This window comes from Dokdonella sp., assembly GCF_039926425.1.
In the GTDB taxonomy this organism is placed as follows: Bacteria; Pseudomonadota; Gammaproteobacteria; order Xanthomonadales; family Rhodanobacteraceae; genus Dokdonella_A.
Genome location: NZ_JBDSWZ010000206.1, coordinates 1 through 5,044, shown reverse-complemented (window position 1 = coordinate 5,044; position 5,044 = coordinate 1). Strand labels below are relative to the sequence as shown.

Sequence of the window (5,044 nt, the reverse complement as noted above, 5' to 3'; positions counted from 1 at the left end):
TACAGCGCGTCGGCGTCGAGCTCGCCCGTACGGATGCGCACGACGCGTGCGAGCGGCCAGACGAAGATCTTGCCGTCGCCGATCTTGCCGGTGTTGGCCGCGTGCGTGATCGCTTCGACGCAGCGCTCGACCTGGTCGTCGGACACTGCGATCTCCACCTTGATCTTGGGCAGGAAGTCGACCACGTATTCAGCGCCGCGATAGAGCTCTGTATGGCCCTTCTGACGCCCGAAACCCTTGACCTCGGTGACGGTGATGCCCTGCACGCCGACTTCCGCGAGCGCCTCGCGCACGTCGTCGAGCTTGAACGGCTTGATGATCGCCATGACCATTTGCACGGGTTGTCTCCTGGGTGCGCTGCGGCGTGGCGCGACTATACCGGAACGATCCGTGTAGGCATTTTCCTACACGCGCTTCCGAATTCGCCCGCATCGCGCCCACCCGCCGTCGATGAGACTGCAAGCGCGGGGAGGAGCGCCGAAGGATCGGCGCCGCAAGGAGGCTTCGACCGGTGATGGACGCATTGCGACCGTCACCGGTCGTCCCCAGGGACGGGACCCTTCCTGCATTCACGTTCCCATTTCGCAGCGGACCGGGACAGGTCGCGCGATTCCCACGGTTCCTGTGCGGCCGGATTCGCGCGAGAATCATCCGATGACGCACACCCGGGGTGACACATGATCAATGCCCAATCCGTCGACGATCTCGCGAAGCGGCTTGCCGCACTCGTGCCGCCGGGCCTGCAACAGGCTCGCGAAGACATGACCTCGACGTTCCGCAGCGCCTTGCAGGCTGGCCTGCGCAATCTCGACCTGGTCACGCGCGAAGAGTTCGACGTGCAGCGCTGCGTGCTGCTGCGCACGCGCGAAAAGATCGAACAACTCGAACAGCAGTTGTATGCGCTGGAACGTGCGATCAGCGGCGTCGAATCTGCTCCCAGGCACTGATTCGCCCGGTTTGTCCGCGACACAGGATGGAGCGCCGCGATCGGCGGTGTCGGGCGCGACTGCCCGAAGCATGGAGAGCGCAACGGATGCGCAATACGCCCCCCACCGGTTTCCCGGGACGCCTGCTGTCCAGCGCGGTTCACCCCACTGCGCGGATGGCAGGCTCTTTTTTGACGTCGCGCTTGCAGAGCGATTCCCGCTTCCGCGGGAATGCCGTCGGGTGGGGCTGCGCCAGCGATTCGTGCGGTTGCAGGGCGTGCGGTTGCAGGGATAGTGTCGCGCGGGGATGCATCGGAGACTCCAGCGGTCGCGGGAATGACGGCGTGTCGGGCTTGACGGTCGATTCGCACCGATGAGCCTCGCGGTCGTCTTCAGCCGCGCGCAGGACGGGATCGAGGCGCCGCTCGTTTCGTGCGAAGTCCATCTGTCCGGCGGCCTGCCGGGAACATCGATTGTCGGTCTGCCCGAAACTGCGGTGAAGGAAGCACGCGATCGCGTGCGCGCGGCAATCCTCAATGGTCAGCTCGACTATCCGCAGCGCAGGATCACCGTGAATCTTGCGCCCGCCGATCTGCCCAAGGACGGCGGGCGTTTCGATCTGCCGATCGCACTCGGCATCCTCGCAGCCAACGGCACAATCCCGCGCGAACCGCTCGGCGATTGCGAATTCATCGGTGAGCTTGCGTTGTCGGGCGAACTGCGTGCGGTGCGCGGCGTGCTTCCGGCGGTTCTGCATGCGACACGGGCCGGACGAAGCGTCGTCGTGCCACGCGGCAACGGCGCCGAAGCGGCACTGGTCAGCGGCGCACGTGTGCGCATCGCCGATTCGCTGCTCGCGGTGTGCGCGCATCTGACCGGGCGTGAATCGTTGCCGTCGGCGGTCGCACAAGCCGGGGTGGAGTGCACGCAATCATTCGTTGCGGACCTCGTCGACGTGCGCGGCCAGCCCCAGGCGCGGCGTGCGCTGGAAATTGCTGCGGCCGGAATGCACAACCTGCTGCTGGTCGGTCCGCCGGGAACCGGCAAGACCATGCTGGCGAGCCGCCTGCCAGGCATTCTCCCGCCTCTCGAAGAACACGAGGCACTCGAACTTGCAGCGGTCCGGTCGGTCGCCGGCCACGACAGCGATGTCGCGCTGTGGAAGACGCGCGCCTTTCGTGCTCCCCATCACACCGCATCGGCAGTCGCGCTGGTCGGCGGTGGATCGGTGCCGCGGCCGGGCGAGATTTCTCTTGCCCACCATGGCGTGCTGTTCCTCGACGAGCTGCCGGAGTTCAACCGGCATGTGCTGGAAGTGTTGCGCGAGCCACTGGAATCGGGGCGCATCGCCATCTCGCGCGCGGCACGCCAGGCCGAGTTTCCCGCGCGCTTCCAGCTGGTCGCGACAATGAATCCGTGTCCCTGCGGCTATGCCGGCGATCCATCGGGGCGTTGTCGCTGTACGCCGGACGCGATGGCGCGCTATCGCTCGCGCCTGTCGGGCCCGCTGCTCGACCGCATTGACCTGAAGCTCGACATGCCGCGCGTTGCGCAGGCGCAGTTGCGCGAGGCGGCGAATGGAGACGACAGCGCAACGGTGCGCGCGCGCGTCATCGCGGCGCGTACCTTGCAGCTGGCGCGCGCCGGCAAACCGAATGCATGGCTCGACAATCGCGAAGCCGAACGCGATTGCGTGCTCGACGAACGCATGCACGCACTGCTCGACCGCGCGGTGGAGCGACTGGGTTTGTCCGCGCGCGGCTACCACCGCGTCCTGCGGGTGGCGCGCACGATCGCCGATCTGGCACACGCGCCGCGCATCGATATCTCCCATGTCTCCGAAGCGATCCAGTTCCGGCGTTTCGATGCCACGTGAGGCACGGAACCCGCGTGTGCGCTCTGTGATCTCCGCGCACACTTGTCACCGCGTCCGGCTATGATCGAAGCCGGAGCCTTTCATGAATGCAATTCACGCCACCTACTGGCTGTTCGGCGGAGCCGCTGCACTGGTGCTCGCCGGTATCGGTTCCAGCCTGATCGCGCGCCGCTTCGGTGCGCCGCTGCTGCTCGTGTTCATCGCGGTGGGCATGCTGGCCGGCGTCGACGGTCCAGGCGGCATCCGATTTGATGACTACGGACTGACCTACGCGGTCGGCTCGTTTGCGCTGGCGATCATCCTGTTCGATGGTGGCTTGCGCACGCGACGCGAAAGCTTCCGCGGCGTCGTTGCCCCGACGATGTTGTTGGCGACCGCCGGTGTACTGATCACTGCCGTGTTGACCAGCTTTGCGGTTCGCTGGATGTTCCATCTCGGCACGGTCGAATCGGTGCTGCTTGGCGCCGTGGTCGCATCGACCGATGCGGCCGCCGTGTTCTTTCTGCTGCGGGCGGGCGGGCTGCAACTGCGATCGCGCGTCGGTGCCACCCTCGAAATCGAATCCAGTGCGAACGATCCGGTCGCTGTACTTCTGACCACGCTGCTCGCCCAGTACCTGGCCACGCCCGACGGCATCGGCCCATCGGATTTCGTGATTCGACTGGTCACCGAGTTCGGCATCGGCGCGTTTGCCGGATTCGTTGGCGGCATCGCGATCGCGGCAGCGTTGCGCAAGTTGCCGCTCTCCGGCGGTCTCGCCGCGTTGTTCCTCGGCGCCGCGGCGATCTTCGTATTCGGTGTCACCGGGACGTTCCACGGCAGCGCGTTCCTCGCGGTGTACGTCGCGGGTGTGGTCGTCGGCAATCGCAATGTGCCCGGCTTCGTCAACCTGCTTTCGGTCCTCGATGCCGGCACGTGGCTGTGCCAGATCGTGATGTTCCTGGTGCTTGGCCTCCTCGCGTCGCCGCACCAGATCCTCAAAACGCTGGTGCCGGCTCTTGGCATTGCCGCATTCCTGATGCTGGTTGGCCGTCCGGTGGCCGTCGCGATGTGTCTCGCGCCGTTCGGCTATGGCAAGCGCGAAATCGGATTCATTGCGTGGGTCGGTTTGCGTGGTGCGGTGGGCATCTTTCTCGCGTCGATCCCGATGCTGATGAATCTGCCGAACGCCGCGCTCGTGTTCAACGTTGCGTTCGTCGTCGTGCTGGCATCGCTGCTGGTGCAGGGATGGACCCTCGGACTCGCCGCACGCCTGCTCAACGTCGCTTTGCCGCATCGCGATCGCGCGGTGCGCCGCGTGGAACTGGACCTGCCCGGATCGCTCGAGCGCGAACTCGTCGGTTATTCGGTGGCGCCGGGCGCGTCCATTCTCGGTGGTAGCCCAACGCCGGGCTGGGCGCAGCTGACGATGATCGTGCGCAACGGCCAGATTCTGATGCCCGATACGGTCGAAGCCATCGCGCCGGGAGACTACGCCTATCTGCTCGCGCCGCCCGGTCGCGTGTATCGACTTGACTGGCTGTTTGCACCGCCGGACGAAGCGCGTGAAGCCGAGCGGGAACTGTTCGGCGAATTCAGCTTCGACGCCGATGTGCGCCTTGCCGATGTCGCAGGATTCTACGGCTTGGTCATCCGCCCCAAAGATGCACCGCTCACTCTCGCCGAGCATTTCGCGCGGACATTCGAGCACACCGTCGAGATCGGCGACCGCGTTCATCTCGGTCCCGTCACACTGATCGCGCGCGAACTCTCCGACGATGGCGTGGCCAAGGTGGGGCTCAAGATCAAGCGGCTTGGAAACACGCTCGCACCGCATTCCTGGCTGCTGCGTACGTTCGAGCGCGTATTCCGCCGTCGTTGACGTACGGTTGTCGCGCCCTCGCGACGCCTCTTCTCATCGACGTTTCTTCCTTTGCGCTGCGCTCGCCAACGACACCACCTTTCCTATGCCTGCTTCCTTACCCGCCCCGCACTGTGCTCCGCCGCGTGATGCGACTCCGTTGGGCGGTCAACGCGCCGTTGTCGCCGGCCTCGAAGATCTCGTCAGTGCAGGTATTCCCGCTGTGCTCGCGGTCGTCGTCGGCACCAGCGGTTCGACTTATCGAAAACCTGGCGCGCTGATCCTGCTCGACCAACGTGGCGTCCGCGCGGGAGCACTGTCCGGTGGATGCCTTGAGGCCGAGCTCGAAGAGTGCGCTCGTCTCGTGCTGGAGACCGGTGTCGCCGCAGAGGCCCGTTTCGA

Annotated in this window: 5 protein-coding genes; 4 read left to right on the top strand and 1 reads right to left on the bottom strand. The window is 65.7% G+C overall.

Annotation, left to right across the window (positions count from 1 at the left end; translation table 11 throughout):
• Positions 1-338, bottom strand: a 338-nt coding sequence (locus ABIV12_RS12060; RefSeq protein ID WP_348059583.1) for a P-II family nitrogen regulator, incomplete at its 3' end; no start/stop codon positions are given.
• 339 nt (positions 339-677) lie between these two features.
• On the opposite strand from ABIV12_RS12060, the gene ABIV12_RS12055 reads away from it, so the two are divergent.
• The 4 genes from ABIV12_RS12055 to ABIV12_RS12040 form a co-directional block, all read left to right on the top strand.
• Positions 678-947 carry an accessory factor UbiK family protein gene (locus tag ABIV12_RS12055; RefSeq protein WP_348059578.1) on the top strand — a complete coding sequence of 90 codons (270 nt, stop codon included), beginning with the start codon at positions 678-680 and terminating at the stop codon, positions 945-947.
• 352 nt (positions 948-1,299) lie between these two features.
• Positions 1,300-2,802: a YifB family Mg chelatase-like AAA ATPase gene (locus ABIV12_RS12050; protein WP_348059576.1), complete on the top strand. Its 1,503-nt coding sequence runs from the start codon at positions 1,300-1,302 to the stop codon at positions 2,800-2,802.
• An 82-nt stretch (positions 2,803-2,884) separates the two neighbouring features.
• Positions 2,885-4,663: a potassium/proton antiporter gene (locus tag ABIV12_RS12045; RefSeq protein ID WP_348059574.1), complete on the top strand. Its 1,779-nt coding sequence runs from the start codon at positions 2,885-2,887 to the stop codon at positions 4,661-4,663.
• An 85-nt stretch (positions 4,664-4,748) separates the two neighbouring features.
• Positions 4,749-5,044, top strand: a 296-nt coding sequence (locus ABIV12_RS12040) for an XdhC family protein (protein ID WP_348059572.1), incomplete at its 3' end; no start/stop codon positions are given.

Bases quoted from the DNA above. Each gene is read 5' to 3' on its own strand.
- ABIV12_RS12055 (WP_348059578.1), top strand. From the start codon at position 678: ATGATCAATGCCCAATCCGTCGACGATCTCGCGAAGCGGCTTGCCGCA.
- ABIV12_RS12050 (WP_348059576.1), top strand. From the start codon at position 1,300: ATGAGCCTCGCGGTCGTCTTCAGCCGCGCGCAGGACGGGATCGAGGCG.
- ABIV12_RS12045 (WP_348059574.1), top strand. From the start codon at position 2,885: ATGAATGCAATTCACGCCACCTACTGGCTGTTCGGCGGAGCCGCTGCA.